The organism is Acinetobacter sp. ACNIH1 (genome assembly GCF_002934695.1).
Lineage (GTDB): Bacteria > Pseudomonadota > Gammaproteobacteria > Pseudomonadales > Moraxellaceae > Acinetobacter > Acinetobacter variabilis.
In genome coordinates this window covers 1,556,152-1,569,942 of the sequence record NZ_CP026420.1, presented here as the reverse complement: position 1 = coordinate 1,569,942, position 13,791 = coordinate 1,556,152, and the positions used below count along the sequence as shown (strand labels likewise).

Genomic DNA, 13,791 nt, shown 5'->3' with positions numbered 1-13,791 from the left:
AAATGAACTCCATTTTAGATCCTAAAACTGGAGTTCTAAAACTTGGTCATTACATTGAGCTTGTAGCTTGCCACATCTCGACGATTTGGTCGAAAAATAAGCGTAACAATAGTTAAAGTTTTGTTACTGACCAAAATCAAAACAAAAAAATCTGCTCGATACGCAATAAGTTTTATAGCGCATTAGGCAAGACTGTATTTGTTGTGAAAAAGTAGCGAGGAGTTTGCAGCACATAGCTTTCGTGGCGCGTATAATACCATTGTCTCGGGAAAAGTGAGCAAGAAAACTGCATTTTTTTTAACTTTTTTTTCGTTTTTTAATAGTTTTTATCAATATTAAGGTCGAATTATTTCCAAACTGTAATTATCGAAGTCTTTACGGTCGACAGGAAGCACAAATTCAAATTTAAATGGGCTGTTTTGGGGAATACGTTGAATCTTGACCAGGCTTTCGATCAGGTATTCCTGAGGTTTTAAATTATAAGTTGCCAAGACTACACCCTGATCTTTAAGGTGAACTCTCAAGTTTGGCATTTCCAGACTGCGCTTGTGGAAATTGATCAGCTCACCACTAAACTGGGTTTTATCAGTAGCAATCGCTTTGGCTTTGACCTTATTGGTATTGATCAGATTGTAATGTTCTTCCAGATTGGAACAGTTGAACACTTCACAGATGTTATTAAAAGCCACACTCATCACATGACTATTCTTAATATAGTGTGGATTGAACCAGAAGAATTGAAATAACAGTAAGCCAAATAAGAACAGGTTTAGGCTGGTCCAGCCTAAATAATAAAGCGGGCCTTTATTGTGCTGCTTGTCTGCCTGATCATCCCAGTTCATGCTAGGCAGTACAGCAATCGGTTCAGTACTGAAATAATTCAGGTTGTTCAGATAGGTTTTCAGATCAATATTGGAGTTTTCAACTTTTTCATCAAAGATGTTCAGTAAATAGTGCTGATCTGAAGAATTAGCTGAAGAAGTAGATTCGGTGAGGTTTCTATTAATATAAGAAACATGACTTGGCGTATGGGTAAGGGCGACCGAATTCTGTGCTTCGGTCACCAGATGCGATAAAGCATTAAAGGTCGTACTACATTTTGGGCAGCAAACCATGCCTTGGGCAATGGTTAATTGCGCAACCGTAACTTTATAGGTTGTAGAGCAGGTCGGGCAGTGGGTTCGCTTGTCACTCATAAATGTTTATAGACTCTTTAATTCTTATGGCGTTTCCCCGAGATACGGCACCAGTGTTCATCGCGTTTTTCTACTTCTAATATATCAAAATGTTTTGAGTAAATACTAGTAACATCAGTAACTTGCTCTTCGATAACACCTGCGAGTGCGAACTCTGCCTCAGGTTTGACCAATTCTGCGAACTCAGGCTCAAGCATCATAAGTGGGCCAGCCAGAATATTAGCAACAAATACATCTGCTTTCTGCTCGCCAAGCTCTGCATTGAACTCTTCCGGTAAACCAACATAAAGTCGATCCAATACGCCATTCAGTTCAGCATTCTGTTTGGTGGCTAAAACAGCTTGTGGGTCAATATCAGTTGCATAGGCATATTTGGCACCGAGTAACAGGGCCGCGACAGCCAGAATACCTGAACCACAGCCATAATCGATCACGATCTTGTCTTTTACATCGGTTTTGCCCAGCCATTGCAGGCAAAGGAAAGTAGATGCATGGTTACCTGTACCAAAAGCCAAACCTGGATCAAGCTTGATATTCACTGCATCTGCTTCAGGCGCTTGCATCCATTCTGGAACAATCCAGAATTTTTCAGAAATCTGGATTGGCTCGTAGGCATCCATCCAGGTGCGTTCCCAAGCTTGATCTTCCAGGAATTCATGCCGGATCGGTGCTTCAGGTAGTTGTGCGCGAATAAAGGTTTCCAATGCAGCTACATCGATTTCTTCTTCGTCATCTTCCTGAGCATAGATGCCAGTCACGATCACTTTATTCCAGAGTGGTGTTTCACCTGGAAGTGGTTCCAGCAAATCCTGGTTTTCAGCATCATCCAGAGTGACACTTACGGCGCCCAGTGAGCTAAGTAATGTTTCAGTAAAATCTACCTGAGCTTGATCAACTGTAATATGAATTTGTAACCACTTCACAGAAATAACCTTTATACATTTTTTCAAAAAGCTATTGTAACGGAAGTTCGGCTTGAAGGTATGATCTTCTTGAGACGGAGTTAAATAAAAAGGATGCTTTCGCATTCTTTTTATGAAAACCGGTTAAAACGCATTTTCCTGAGTGGGAGAAATGCTAGGACCTGCAGTTACTGGAGCAAAGCGATTCAGTAATAATCCAAAAATAGCCGCGAAGATATACATGAAGATGGAATAGACCGCAGCAGGCATGGTAACCACAGTGCTGGACATGACAGTAAGTGCAATGGTCATGGCGAGCGTACTGTTATGGATACCGATCTCGAAGGCACTGGCACGTGCCTGAGCATAATTGATGTTCATTAGTCGTGGAACAAAATAGCCAATCATTAAGCTGAAGAGACAGAACAGGGCGGTTGCTAAACCCACCTGAGTCAGATATTCGGCAATATTGGCGCGTTCACTATAAATTGCTCCGGCAATAATCAGCACCAGAAAGAGGACTGCAAAAATGCGAAGAGGCTTGTTTAACTTTACTGTAAGTGCAGGCGCATAATGACGAATCAACATGCCAATCGCGACTGGTATAATAATGATACCAAACACTTGCAGAATCTTTCCGAACTGCAAGCTGATCTGCTGACTGTCCTGCATAAAATGCATGATCGAGAAATTCATGATTAAAGGTAAGGTAAATGCAGCAACCACCGAATTGATCGCAGTCAAGGTAATATTAAGCGCCAAATCACCTTTAAATAGATAGCTGAACAGATTTGCGGTACTGCCACCTGGCGATGCGGCCAGCAACATCAGACCAACAGCGAGTAAAGGTGGTAAAGCCAGAACTTTACATAGAATGAAAGCAATGCTTACCAGCAGAATTAATTGACAAAACAAGGCAACCAGCACTGCTTTAGGGTGCTGGCTTACCCGGGCAAAATCTTTGAGCGTGAGTTCGAGTCCTAATCCCACCATGATGATGGCGAGTGCGAGGGGGAGGAATATTGTTATGATGCCAGAGTCCATCTGCATGCTCCTTATAGAAATTTATTTTAATAGTTTTAAATTTTCTATAAAAAGCATACAGCTTAAGCAGGCATTTGACTTAGGAAGTTACAAATCTGATAAACGACTCTTGCCACTATAGCTAAGCTTTTGCTGACTAATCATAAAACCAAAAATACCGGCAAAAACGTACATGACAATTGAATAAATACCCGCAGGGATGGCAATGGTGACATTATTGAGGACAGAAATCGCAATCGTCATTGATACAGTTGTGTTGTGAATGCCGACTTCAAAGGTACAGGCGCGTGCCATCTTGTCTGGGATATCCATTAATAAAGGTAGGCAATAACCGAGAAACAGGCTGGAAAAACATAATATGGAAGTAGCAATCCCGATACTGGCAAAATATTCGATGATGTTAAAGCGCTCTTGGAAAATGGCATAAATCAAGAGCATGCTTAAAAAAGCGATAGATAGAAACCGCATTGGCATATGTACAATATCTGAAAGGTTTGGAAATTTTGCCCGAATTAGCATGCCGATCACAACCGGAATCAGCGTAATCAGAAAAACCTGAGCCATTTTTTCAAGCGGTAAGCCGATGCCGGTATCCTGTCCTATAAAATAGTACAGGGACAGGTTCATAATAAAAGGTAAGGTGAAAATAGAAATAATCGTATTGATGGCGGTTAACGTGATATTAAGCGCCACATCACCTTTATAAAGATAGCTCAGCAGATTGGCAGTGGCACCTCCTGGAGAGGCAGCTAGCAGCATCATGCCTACAGCAAGCAATGGTGGCAGATCCAGTACCAGACAGATTAAAAAGGTTAAACCGTTTAAAATGACCAGTTGTGAGAATAAGACAATAAAAATCACCTTGGGATAACGACTAACATGCAGAAAATCCTTGACTGTTAACTGTAGTCCTAACCCCATCATCGTAATTGCCAAAGTAATCGGCAAAAACAAACTAAAAAACCCCGAATCCATGAAGTTTCCTTTTTATTATTCATTTTTTAGGTATGTTTTGAGTTTAGCGTAGATGAATAAATAAGCAATATAAAAACGGGTAAAATTTATGCATTTTACCCGTTAAGTTTCTGATTAAAAATATATTTAATCAGCTATATAGTGATTTACATCCCTGATTGAGATGGGGTTTGAGGCTGAGTTTGCATTTGTGACTGTGGACGTGGAGGGGTAAAGCCTAATGCACATTTACCATTGACCTGAGTGCCATTAATGGTTGCTGAAGTTTTGCCGCCTGAACTACAAGATGTATAAAGTTCAGGTTCATCGCCTTTGATATTGGTTGGTGATGAAGGGAAGAACTGTTGCTGGCAGGTACCATTCCAGATAATGCCGCGGTAAGCAAAACTTACAGGAGCGCCCTCTGATTTACCTTTACAAACTTGCTGGTATTTTTGGGCATTATAAACCTTCTCGACTTTATCATTTGCTGAGGCTGCAAATGGAGCGAAACATAGACCGCAGAGCGCTGTTGCTAGGAAAATATTCTTATTCATCATGTATACCTTTGTTTGTAATGTGACCACTTTATAGATTAAAAACTAATCAATATTAAACAATATGAGTCGGGTAACTTTTTGAGTTTAGATGTTTAATTTATATAGTAAGTATGCAAAGTTTAATTACATTGCTTTATTGGCTGGCAGAGTAAATTCCGAAGGATAAATTCAAGTGATTTTGTCAACTTTGGAAGGAAGTTTGCTATAATGTTCAGCTATCCTTTTTCTATCTCTCTATTTACCACTATGCACTATCCTAAAGTATACGATGTCATTGTTATCGGTGGCGGTCACGCAGGTACGGAAGCAGCACTGGCTGCAGCACGTATGGGTCGACAGACATTACTCTTAACTCATAACATTGAGACTTTAGGGCAGATGAGCTGTAACCCGGCCATTGGCGGGATCGGTAAATCACATTTAGTGCGTGAAATTGATGCCTTGGGCGGTGCAATGGCACTGGCTGCCGATAAAGGCGGTATTCAATTCCGTATTCTGAATTCACGTAAAGGCGCAGCAGTTCGTGCAACTCGTGCGCAGGCTGACCGTGTTCGTTATAAAGCGGCGATTCGTGAGACTTTAGAAAATCAAGCGAATCTGGATATCTTTCAGCAAGCAGCAGATGACCTGATTGTTGAAGGCGATACTGTTAAAGGTGTCGTGACCCAAATGGGTATTCGCTTTGATGCGAAAACTGTGGTGCTAACTGCAGGTACATTCTTGGGTGGTGTGATTCATATCGGTCTTAACAATGCTTCAGGTGGTCGTGCTGGCGATCCTCCTTCAATTTCATTGGCACATCGTTTACGTGAGTTAAACTTACCTGTAGGTCGTTTAAAAACGGGTACACCGCCACGTATTGATGCACGTTCAGTCGACTTCTCTGTCATGACACCGCAGCCGGGTGATTTCCCGTCTCCAACCATGTCATTTATGGGTGATGTGTCTATGCACCCTGAACAGGTGAATTGCTACATCACGCATACCAATGAACGTACCCATGAGATCATTCGTGGCGGTTTAGACCGTTCACCGATGTACACTGGTGTGATTGAAGGTGTAGGTCCACGTTACTGTCCATCAATTGAAGATAAAATTCATAAATTTGCTGATAAAGACTCCCATCAGGTCTTCCTTGAACCAGAAGGCCTGGATACACATGAGCTTTATCCAAATGGTATTTCGACTTCATTGCCATTTGACGTACAGTTTGAACTGGTACGCTCAATCCGTGGTATGGAAAATGCGCACATTCTTCGTCCGGGTTATGCAATTGAATACGATTATTTCAACCCTCAAGCGTTGAAGTTCACTTTGGAAACCAAAGCGATCAATAACCTGTACTTTGCTGGTCAAATCAACGGTACAACAGGTTATGAAGAAGCGGGTGCTCAAGGCTTGCTTGCAGGCTTGAACGCAGCACGTCGCGCTTGGGATCAGGAACAATGGACACCGAAACGTGATGAGGCGTACATGGGTGTACTGGTTGATGACTTGATCACACTAGGTACTAAAGAACCGTACCGTATGTTCACTTCACGTGCGGAATACCGTTTGATGCTACGTGAAGACAATGCGGATCAACGTTTAACACCGATCGGTCGTGAAATGGGTCTGGTAGATGACGAACGTTGGGCAGCTTACTGTGAAAAAATGGAAGCTGTAGAGAAAGAAACAGGTCGTCTGCAACACCTTTGGGCTGCGCCAAACAATCCAATGGGTAAAAAATTCGTTGAGATGACTGGTGCGGATCTTTCTAAAGAGTGTTCTGCGATTGATCTGCTCAAGCGTCCAAACATCACATTCTCTCAAATTGCAGAGCTCACAGGTTCTGAAGTTTCACCACAAGTCGGTGATCAAATTGAAATTGCGGTGAAATACGAAGGTTATATCAACCGTCAGCATCAAGACGTTGCGCAAATGAAACGTCTGGAAGAAACTCGTATTCCTGCTGATTTTGATTATGATGTTGTTTCTGGCCTTTCTCGTGAAATTACCTTGAAGCTGAAAGATATTCGTCCTGAAACACTGGCTCAGGCAAGCCGTATTCCAGGTGTAACACCAGCAGCAGTTCAATTGTTGATGATCACTATTCGTAAGAATGCTCAAGCGAAAAAATCTGCTTAAGATCATGAAGTAATAGAAAACCCGCTAAGTGCGGGTTTTCTATTGTGGAATAGAACTGTTGTTTTAAAATTTACCTCTCCCTGATCCTTTCCTAAAAGGAGAGGGAAAGATCTGTTTATAATAATTAGATTTCATATTCAATCGTTTGTTAAAATAATGAAAGTCCTGATTTTAGATATTAAAGATGCCATATCAACTTGTAGAACTCGACATCCAAGCCACTGACAATATCGCTTGCCCATATTGCCATCAAGAAATTATTAACTGGCAAGAAGAACAGTATGTTCAACCCTGTGAACATACCTTATTTATTGCCATGGATATCGGTTTTGAATACATCACCGATGAATTTGAGCAAACTATGCGAAAAACAGTGGATGAACTGCATGCTAATGATGATGTTGTAAACATGTTCGAGGAAATCACCACAAGTACTTATCCGAATTATCTGATTTTAAAGTCAGATTTAGGTGCAGCAGGTTATTCGCGTTATATCGGTTTAACAGTGTAGGAATCTCATTACTATACATAAGCAATAAAAAAGCACCCAAGGGTGCTTTTTTAATTTCAGGCTTGGCCTTCGACTTCTTCGACTTCATCATCGTCCGCACTGTCCATGCCGAGTTCTTTCAACTTACGGGTGAGGGTATTACGTCCCCAACCTAATAGTTCGGCTGCATGACGCTTACGACCACGGGTTTGTTGTAGTGCAGCATTGATGAGTGTGCGTTCAAACATTGGTGTAGCCACATCTAACAGCTTCATTTCGCCGTTTTTCAGTTTCTGGATTGCCCATTGACCCAGTAATTCATCCCAGTGATGCGGCGCAATTTGATTCAGGTTTGGAATTGGAGCACCCGGATCTTGCTGCTGAATTGGAATCTGTTTTAATTCAGGTGGCAGATCTTCTGGATAAACTTCACGGCCTGTGATCATCACGGTTAGCCAGCGACAGGTATTTTCAAGCTGACGCACATTACCTTGCCAAGGCAGCTTCTGCATATATTCCTGAGTTTCAGGACGTAAGATTTTAGGATTTACACCCAGTTCTTTACCTGCACGCGCCAGGAAGTGCTGTGCCAGCATTGGAATATCTTCAGAGCGATGTGCCAGTTTAGGAATATGAATACGAATCACATTTAAACGGTGGTACAAGTCTTCACGGAAGCGGCCGTCATGTACCAGCTTTTCCAAGTCCTGATGCGTTGCAGCGACAATACGTACATCAACTTTAACCGGAATGTGACCACCAACGCGATAGAATTCACCATCAGCTAGGACACGTAACAAACGCGTTTGTGTTTCAAAAGGCATGTCACCAATTTCATCCAGGAACAGCGTACCGCCGTTGGCCTGTTCAAAACGGCCTTGACGCTGTGTATTTGCACCGGTAAAAGCACCTTTTTCATGGCCAAACAATTCAGTCTCAATCAGGTCTTTTGGAATTGCAGCCATGTTCAGTGCAATAAACGGTTTATTGCTACGTGGTGAATGGCGATGCAGGGCATGCGCAACCAGTTCTTTACCTGTACCGGATTCACCATTAATCAGCACGGTAATATGTGATTGCGATAAACGGCCAATGGCACGGAATACTTCCTGCATCGCAGGCGATTCACCAATGATCTCAGTCGATTGAATGGTTGGTGCAGATTTGGCAGATTCTTGCTGCTGTAATTTGGTGATATGTAAAATCGCACGATTGACCAGTGCCAATGCTTCATCAATATCAAATGGTTTTGGCAGGTATTCAAAAGCACCTGTTTGATAACTGGATACAGCAGATTCCAGATCCGAATGCGCCGTCATAATAATAACCGGCAAATCAGGATTGGTATTTTTCACCTTGCCTAAAAAGGTCAGACCATCAATACCTGGCATACGGATATCGGTTAGGATCACATCAGGTGCATCTATGCCCAGCTGATCAAGTGCTGACTGGGCTTCTTCAAAACTGGTAACGTCGAAACCTTCTTCTTTAAATGTTTTTTCTAGTACCCAACGCATGGCACGATCGTCATCAATCACCCATATTTTATTTCGCGACATGATCTGACTCCCAAGGTAAAAATAAGCTAAATACGGTTTTTCCTGGAACTGACTGGCATTCAATCATTCCGTTATGTTGATGCATAATATTTTGAGCAATGCTGAGACCTAGTCCGGTACCTTTGGCACGGCTGGTCACAAGCGGGTAGAACACGGCTTCGATAATATCGTCTGGAACACCAGGGCCATTATCTTCAATGTCGATTCGAACCACAGATCGGTGAATCACCCCACTAATGGTATAAAGGCGTTGAATCCGGGTTCTTAAAATGAGTTCCGGTTGATGCTCGATAAAGAAATCCTTGTTTTCTGTCATCGCCTGAACGGCATTTACGCAGATATTTAGCATGACCTGAATCAGCTGATCGCGATCTGCCAGAACTTCCGGCAGGGACAGGTCATAGTCCCGGGTAATTTTAATTTTCTTTTTAGTCTGATTCACGATCAGTGAGCGGACGCGTTCTAAAGGCTCATGCACATTGACCATTTCATAGCTTGGTAACTGGCGAGAACCGAGCATGCTATCTGCTAGATTTCTCAGGCGATCCACTTCACTAATAATAATGTCAGTGAACTCTTTATATTTTGGATCTTCAAGGCTACGTGCCAGAAGCTGGGTTGCACCACGAATGCCACCAAGTGGATTTTTAATTTCATGTGCCACGCCACGAATCAACTGACGCGCGACCTGATGCTGCTGAATATAGTTTTCTTCACGAGAGATTTTCAGCATACGGTCACGCTGATTCAGCTCGATCAGCAATAAAGGATGATTTGGCTTGCCCGCATTGAGCAGGGAAACCGTATAGTCCACATGAATGTCTTTAAAGTTAACGATGATCGTCGCCTCACGGCGAGTATAAGGTTGGCCGGTATGTAGCGTGTTATATAGAGATTCTTCAGTATTGAATTCATCTGTCGGCGCTTGCAGGATATTTAATACCGGCGTACCTGATGCGCGTAACAGGCTGACATCAAACATGGCCTCGCAGGCTGTATTTAAGTAATAAATATTTAGGTGACTATCAACCAGCATAATGGCAGTGGTCAGGTTGTCCACCAAAAGGCGATAGTCGATGGAAAGAGGCTGATCCATTAGCGGTGGTTTTCCTGTATTAAAATGGCGCAATGGCATCTTCATAAAGCAAAATAACAATTTCAAAGTTCAGATTTGAGGCAAATTAAGCAAGATGCACGCCAACTTTAAAACTCTTGTTAAAATTTTGCTGAAAAATGCACGAAATCTGACGGGGATGCCCAATCAAACTCAGGTATAACGGATTAAATTGAGGCTGTAAACCTAAAATGATTCATTTTGGTGCATAAGCTTTTATATTGAATATTTTATGGCGTTATTTTAGTGCGTGATGCAAAGAGTAGCCATTTCAACTATTTTTATGATGCGAAAAGACATACAATACGCGCATTCTAGTGGAGCGCAGATTCATGAAGTCCCCCAAAGTCGGTTTTGTATCTTTAGGTTGTCCTAAGGCATTGGTAGATTCTGAACGAATTTTAACTCAGTTAAAGACTGAAGGTTATGATGTCGCATCGGATTATGACGGTGCTGATTTAGTAGTAGTAAATACCTGTGGTTTTATTGAATCTGCAGTACAAGAGTCTTTAGATGCCATCGGTGAAGCGATGAGCGCGAATGGTCGTGTCATCGTAACAGGTTGTCTAGGAAAAGACGAAGATAAAATTCGCCAAATGCACCCGAACGTCCTGAAAGTGACAGGTGCAGCGGCCTATGAAGAAGTGATGGATGCGGTACATGAATATGTCCCTGAACCGCCAAAACACAATCCATTTATTGATCTGGTGCCTGAGCAGGGTATCCGTTTAACCCCTAAACATTATGCATACCTGAAAATTTCGGAAGGCTGTAACCATCGTTGTACCTTCTGCATCATTCCAAGTATGCGTGGTGATCTGGTATCTCGTCCAGTCGGTTCTGTGCTTGAAGAAGCTGCAGCACTGAAACGTTCAGGTGTCAAAGAAGTACTCGTGATCTCCCAAGATACTTCTGCTTATGGTGTTGATACCAAATACAAACTGGACTTCTGGAACGGTCAGCCAGTTAAAACCAAATTCTATGATATGTGTGAAGCATTGGGTCAATTGGGCATCTGGGTGCGTTTGCACTATGTTTATCCATATCCACACGTAGATGCCGTGATCGATTTGATGGCTCAAGGCAAAATCCTGCCTTATCTGGATATTCCATTCCAGCATGCCAGCCCAAGAATCCTGAAGCTGATGAAACGTCCGGCGCACAGTGAAAATACACTGGAGCGTTTAAAAGTTTGGCGTGAGAAATGTCCTGACCTAGTCATCCGTTCTACATTTGTGGTGGGTTTCCCGGGCGAAACGGAAGAAGATTTCCAGATGCTTCTGGACTGGCTGAAAGAAGCACAACTGGATCGCGTGGGCTGTTTTACTTATTCACCAGTTGAAGGTGCGACAGCGAACGATCTTCCAGATCATGTGCCGGAAGAGATCAAACAGGAACGTTATGAACGTTTCATGCAGGTTCAGCAGGAAATTTCAGCAGCGAAGCTACAAAAACGTATTGGCCAGAAAATGACGGTGCTAGTCGATGACCTGGAAGAAGAATTCCCGGTTGCTGTAGCACGCTCATATGCGGATGCGCCTGAAATTGATGGTAATGTTTTTGTTGAAGATATCGACAAAAGTTTGATTAAGGCAGGAGATTTGCTTGAAGTCGAAATCACTGATGCAGATGAATATGATTTATTTGCTAAGCTGATCTCAATCAAGTCTGCTTAAGATTTTGAATTAAAAGAATTTATATTAAATAATTTGGAGTTTTATGATGTTGGATTCTAAAAAGCCACGATTTGGTCGCATCCTGCTAAAGCTATCTGGTGAAGCACTGGCAGGGAACAAAGACATGGGTATCGATGCACAAGTGCTCGATCAGATGTCACTTTCTATTGCGCATCTCGTGGGTTTGGGTGTACAAGTCGGTATCGTCGTGGGCGGTGGTAACCTGTACCGTGGTAGCCAGTTGCAAAAAGATGGTCTGGTAGGTCGTGTAACCGGTGACCAGATGGGTATGCTGGCAACTGTCATGAACGGTCTGGCATTACGTGATGCTTTGGTACGCCGTAATATCAAAACCCGTTTGATGTCTGCATTACCGATTGGTGCAGTGGTTGAATCTTATTCTAGCCGCGATGCCATCCGTCATCTGACTCAAGGTGAAGTGTGCGTATTTGTTGCGGGTACAGGTAATCCGTTCTTTACTACGGATACAGCAGCATGCTTGCGTGGTATCGAGATTGAATCTGACCTGATCCTGAAAGCTACTAAGGTTGATGGTGTTTATAACAAAGATCCAAGCAAATACGAAGATGCCGTGAAATACGATACTTTGACATTTGATCAGGTGCTGGACGAGAAGTTGGGCGTCATGGATTTAACTGCGATCTGCTTATGTCGTGACCACAATGTGCCACTTCAAGTATTTGACATGAACAAATCTGGCGCATTGCTTTCAGTGGTGATGGGTGAAAAAGAAGGAACTCACGTCACCAATTAATGACGTGAGCTACAAAGCCCTTTATACTACCTCCTAATTTAGTAAATACATCTTTTAAGAATTAAGTAAGGAAGATCATATGATTAACGATCTTAAAAAAGACGCAGAAGAGCGTATGAACAAGTCTCTTGACTCGTTAGAACATGGTTTCGCTAAAGTTCGTACCGGACGTGCGCATCCATCAATTTTGAACGGCGTCATGGTTCCTTACTACGGCTCTGATGTGCCATTGAATCAGGTTGCCAACGTAGGCGTGGAAGATTCACGTACATTGCTGGTTCAACCATTTGAACGTTCAATGGTTGCTGCGATTGATAAGGCGATCCGTGAGTCTGATCTTGGCTTGAACCCGATTACTGCTGATGCGATCCGTGTACCGATGGCCGCATTGACTGAAGAAACTCGTCGTGACATGCAGAAAGTTGCACGTAACGAAGCTGAAAATGCCAAAGTTGCGATCCGTAACATCCGTCGTGATGTTTTAGGTGACATCAAAGCATTGTTGAAAGAAAAAGAAATTTCTGAAGATGATGAACGTCGTGCATCTGACGAAATTCAGAAAATCACAGACAAATTTGTTGCTGAAGTAGACAAACGCTTGGCTGCGAAAGAAGCTGAATTGATGAAGGTCTAATTCATCAATGACCGCTTCTGAAGAAAATTCCCGTCTTCCAAAACATGTTGCCATCATCATGGATGGTAACAATCGTTTTGCCAAAAAAAATCAGATGCAGAAAGGCGATGGACACCGTGAAGGAAAAACGGTTCTAGACCCGATTGTTGAACATTGTAGAAAAAGAAATATCCAGGCTTTAACGGTCTTTGCATTCTCTAGCGAAAACTGGAACCGTCCCCAATATGAGGTCGACTTGCTCATGAAGTTGTTGGAAGACACGATTCATGAACAGTTGCCACGTATGCAAAAATTTAATATTGCTTTACGTTTTATTGGTGATCGGTCGCGTTTATCTCCTGAATTGCAAGCATTGATGTTGCAAGCAGAACAAAGGACTGCTAATTTCGATAGTATGACGCTTACCATTGCAATCAGCTATGGTGGAATGTGGGACATGGCACAAGCTGCGAAGCAGATTGCTGCGGATGTTTTAATAAATAAATTAGATCTTGAAGCAATTGATACTGATGTGTTCGGTCAATATGTCAGTTTGAGTGACTTGCCGCCTGTTGATCTGCTGATTCGTACCGGTGGAGATTTCCGCCTGTCCAATTTCCTGCTCTGGCAGGCAGCATATGCAGAGCTGTATTTTACTGAGACCTTATGGCCAGAATTTACCGTAGAGGAATTCGATGACGCACTTGCTGTATTTGGCGGGCGCGAACGTCGTTTCGGTAAAACATCAGAGCAGATTCTTCAAGAAAGACTTGAGAATTAA

13 protein-coding genes are annotated in these 13,791 nt (G+C 42.5%); 6 read left to right on the top strand and 7 right to left on the bottom strand.

Going from position 1 to position 13,791, the window contains the following annotated elements; translation table 11 throughout:
* Window positions 1-335: 335 nt before the first annotated feature.
* The 5 genes from C3F22_RS07740 to C3F22_RS07720 all read right to left on the bottom strand — a co-directional run bounded on the left by C3F22_RS07740 (window position 336) and on the right by C3F22_RS07720 (window position 4,653).
* The gene (locus C3F22_RS07740) at window positions 336-1,196 is read right to left on the bottom strand and encodes a DUF3426 domain-containing protein (RefSeq protein WP_104426212.1); all 861 of its coding nucleotides are present in this window, start codon (window positions 1,194-1,196) and stop codon (window positions 336-338) included.
* A 17-nt stretch (window positions 1,197-1,213) separates the two neighbouring features.
* The gene (gene prmA, locus C3F22_RS07735; protein WP_104426994.1) at window positions 1,214-2,119 is read right to left on the bottom strand and encodes a 50S ribosomal protein L11 methyltransferase; all 906 of its coding nucleotides are present in this window, start codon (window positions 2,117-2,119) and stop codon (window positions 1,214-1,216) included.
* Window positions 2,120-2,242: 123 nt separating this feature from the next.
* On the bottom strand, window positions 2,243-3,142 hold the full coding sequence (locus C3F22_RS07730) for a bile acid:sodium symporter family protein (RefSeq protein WP_104426211.1): 900 nt from the start codon (window positions 3,140-3,142) through the stop codon (window positions 2,243-2,245).
* 87 nt (window positions 3,143-3,229) lie between these two features.
* Window positions 3,230-4,117: a bile acid:sodium symporter family protein gene (locus C3F22_RS07725; protein WP_104426210.1), complete on the bottom strand. Its 888-nt coding sequence runs from the start codon at window positions 4,115-4,117 to the stop codon at window positions 3,230-3,232.
* A gap of 146 nt (window positions 4,118-4,263) precedes the next feature.
* Window positions 4,264-4,653: a hypothetical protein gene (locus C3F22_RS07720; RefSeq protein WP_104426209.1), complete on the bottom strand. Its 390-nt coding sequence runs from the start codon at window positions 4,651-4,653 to the stop codon at window positions 4,264-4,266.
* Window positions 4,654-4,902: 249 nt separating this feature from the next.
* Here C3F22_RS07720 and mnmG point away from each other — a divergent pair, with 249 nt between their 5' ends.
* Together mnmG and C3F22_RS07710 are read left to right on the top strand one after the other, a co-directional pair.
* Window positions 4,903-6,783: a tRNA uridine-5-carboxymethylaminomethyl(34) synthesis enzyme MnmG gene (mnmG, locus tag C3F22_RS07715; protein WP_104426993.1), complete on the top strand. Its 1,881-nt coding sequence runs from the start codon at window positions 4,903-4,905 to the stop codon at window positions 6,781-6,783.
* 184 nt (window positions 6,784-6,967) lie between these two features.
* Entirely contained in the window at window positions 6,968-7,294 is a 327-nt protein-coding gene (locus tag C3F22_RS07710; RefSeq protein WP_104426208.1) for a hypothetical protein, read from the top strand.
* 56 nt (window positions 7,295-7,350) lie between these two features.
* On the opposite strand, the gene glnG is transcribed toward C3F22_RS07710, so the two are convergent.
* Window positions 7,351-8,832, bottom strand: coding sequence for a nitrogen regulation protein NR(I) (gene glnG / locus C3F22_RS07705; RefSeq protein WP_104426207.1), 1,482 nt, complete (start codon window positions 8,830-8,832; stop codon window positions 7,351-7,353).
* A complete protein-coding gene (gene glnL / locus C3F22_RS07700) occupies window positions 8,819-9,928 on the bottom strand; it encodes a nitrogen regulation protein NR(II) (protein WP_034170313.1) in 1,110 nt (369 codons plus the stop codon). Before glnL ends, glnG begins: the two co-directional genes overlap by 14 nt.
* Window positions 9,929-10,278: 350 nt before the next feature.
* Between glnL and rimO the strand changes: the two genes are divergently transcribed.
* The 4 genes from rimO (at window position 10,279) to uppS (ending at window position 13,791) form a co-directional block, all read left to right on the top strand.
* Window positions 10,279-11,622 (top strand): 30S ribosomal protein S12 methylthiotransferase RimO, encoded by a 1,344-nt coding sequence (gene rimO, locus C3F22_RS07695; protein WP_104426206.1) that lies wholly within the window; start codon window positions 10,279-10,281, stop codon window positions 11,620-11,622.
* A 46-nt stretch (window positions 11,623-11,668) separates the two neighbouring features.
* A complete protein-coding gene (pyrH, locus tag C3F22_RS07690) occupies window positions 11,669-12,397 on the top strand; it encodes a UMP kinase (RefSeq protein ID WP_004786170.1) in 729 nt (242 codons plus the stop codon).
* A 79-nt stretch (window positions 12,398-12,476) separates the two neighbouring features.
* Complete coding sequence (gene frr / locus C3F22_RS07685; protein WP_005235283.1) at window positions 12,477-13,031, top strand: ribosome recycling factor; 555 nt, start codon at window positions 12,477-12,479, stop codon at window positions 13,029-13,031.
* A gap of 7 nt (window positions 13,032-13,038) precedes the next feature.
* A complete protein-coding gene (gene uppS, locus C3F22_RS07680) occupies window positions 13,039-13,791 on the top strand; it encodes a polyprenyl diphosphate synthase (RefSeq protein WP_005235285.1) in 753 nt (250 codons plus the stop codon).

Excerpts from the sequence above, each read along its gene's own strand:
- mnmG (WP_104426993.1), top strand. The coding sequence starts at position 4,903 with ATGCACTATCCTAAAGTATACGATGTCATTGTTATCGGTGGCGGTCAC.
- C3F22_RS07730 (WP_104426211.1), bottom strand. The coding sequence starts at position 3,142 with ATGGACTCTGGCATCATAACAATATTCCTCCCCCTCGCACTCGCCATC.
- glnL (WP_034170313.1), bottom strand. The coding sequence starts at position 9,928 with ATGGATCAGCCTCTTTCCATCGACTATCGCCTTTTGGTGGACAACCTG.
- C3F22_RS07725 (WP_104426210.1), bottom strand. The coding sequence starts at position 4,117 with ATGGATTCGGGGTTTTTTAGTTTGTTTTTGCCGATTACTTTGGCAATT.
- C3F22_RS07740 (WP_104426212.1), bottom strand. The coding sequence starts at position 1,196 with ATGAGTGACAAGCGAACCCACTGCCCGACCTGCTCTACAACCTATAAA.
- pyrH (WP_004786170.1), top strand. The coding sequence starts at position 11,669 with ATGTTGGATTCTAAAAAGCCACGATTTGGTCGCATCCTGCTAAAGCTA.
- glnG (WP_104426207.1), bottom strand. The coding sequence starts at position 8,832 with ATGTCGCGAAATAAAATATGGGTGATTGATGACGATCGTGCCATGCGT.
- C3F22_RS07720 (WP_104426209.1), bottom strand. The coding sequence starts at position 4,653 with ATGAATAAGAATATTTTCCTAGCAACAGCGCTCTGCGGTCTATGTTTC.
- rimO (WP_104426206.1), top strand. The coding sequence starts at position 10,279 with ATGAAGTCCCCCAAAGTCGGTTTTGTATCTTTAGGTTGTCCTAAGGCA.
- C3F22_RS07710 (WP_104426208.1), top strand. The coding sequence starts at position 6,968 with ATGCCATATCAACTTGTAGAACTCGACATCCAAGCCACTGACAATATC.
- uppS (WP_005235285.1), top strand. The coding sequence starts at position 13,039 with ATGACCGCTTCTGAAGAAAATTCCCGTCTTCCAAAACATGTTGCCATC.
- frr (WP_005235283.1), top strand. The coding sequence starts at position 12,477 with ATGATTAACGATCTTAAAAAAGACGCAGAAGAGCGTATGAACAAGTCT.